Source organism: Xanthomonas cissicola (assembly GCF_008801575.1).
In the GTDB taxonomy this organism is placed as follows: Bacteria; Pseudomonadota; Gammaproteobacteria; order Xanthomonadales; family Xanthomonadaceae; genus Xanthomonas; species Xanthomonas cissicola.
Window position 1 is genome coordinate 1 of record NZ_VZPL01000197.1, and the last position, 1149, is coordinate 1149.

The window sequence follows — 1149 nt, forward strand, 5'->3', positions numbered from 1 at the left end:
GCGTCCCATAGACGCTTATCAAGGAGCAGATCACCTACCATGTCGGCTACGGCTTCGCTGCGGAGCTCTCCGATCGAAAGCTGACGGCCTTCTCGTCCCGATTTGGCGCGCATCAGGTGCACGTAAGCTTGCCAACGTTCTTGGTCCACGCCGGCGGCAGCGATCGCCGTGGCCAGCTCGCGATATAGGTCGGGACGCTCAATCTGCATTCGATGCGTCAGCTCGTGTCCGATCACCGCGCGAAGGGGCTCTTTCACGTGATTGGTGAGGAAGATTCGCTTATCGAGGCGATCATTGATGACCATCGCCTCGAACTGCAGCGTCTTGTCAGAGCCACCATAGTGAAGCGTGACCGGACGCATCCGGAACAACCGGCACAGCTCGTGGCAGTCGGCCGGCAGCCCCCCATCAACTTCTGTAAACGTACCTTCTGGGATCGCGCGCGCGAAGTAGCGCCCAATCGTCTCCTCGAAATCCCGAGAGTTATTAGTAGTGCGCCCGATCATCGGCAGGTCCTCAGTAGCCCGGCGTATGGACATCTTCCGGCTCATCTGATGGCCCCGGCACGAAGTTGGCGCTGTCTTTGATGGTGACCAAGTGCCGGGCGTAACCGGTTAGCGGCTCTTTCAGATCGTAGTATTGGCCAGTGGTGGGATTGCGCAGCATGTAGCGGGTCGAAGCGCCTTGGCGTCGGGTAGAGAGCTCCGTGTAGCCCTGCGCCCACACATCATCGATCATGACTTTGCCCGTCTTCTCAGTGCCGTTGTGCGAGACCTTCATGTTCGCAGCCGCCTCAATGCGCGCCGTGGCCTCCCGCTCCATCGAGCGAACACGTGCCAGGCCTTCACGCCTCCGTGCGTGTTGAGCGGCTTGCTCATCGCTATACCCGCAAAAGCGGTAGACCGCTTCGGCCCGAGTGGTTCTGCTGTGTCCAGGCCTCAGGCCGGACACCGATTGAAACAGCCGCATCGTGCTTTTGTTGTTGGGTCCATTGTCGCCAATCACACTGATCAAGCGGTCAAGAGGGGAGGCAGGGATTTGTGTAAAAAACAGCCAAAAGTGGGCTAACTCGCTGTCAGTAAAGGTTACTTACACCAATCCCTGCCGACGCTCAGGTAGTCACCGACTGAGCCTCACTGAGGCAATAGC

1 protein-coding gene and 1 pseudogene are annotated in these 1149 nt (G+C 58.8%); both read right to left on the reverse strand.

The genetic code is table 11. The annotated features are described in order from the left end of the window. Positions 1 to 506: pseudogene (locus F7R02_RS25465) on the reverse strand (hypothetical protein); the annotation flags it as partial. 10 nt (positions 507 to 516) lie between these two features. Continuing rightward, positions 517 to 1014, reverse strand: coding sequence for a hypothetical protein (locus F7R02_RS25470; RefSeq protein WP_208789150.1), 498 nt, complete (start codon positions 1012 to 1014; stop codon positions 517 to 519). Positions 1015 to 1149 lie beyond the last annotated feature (135 nt).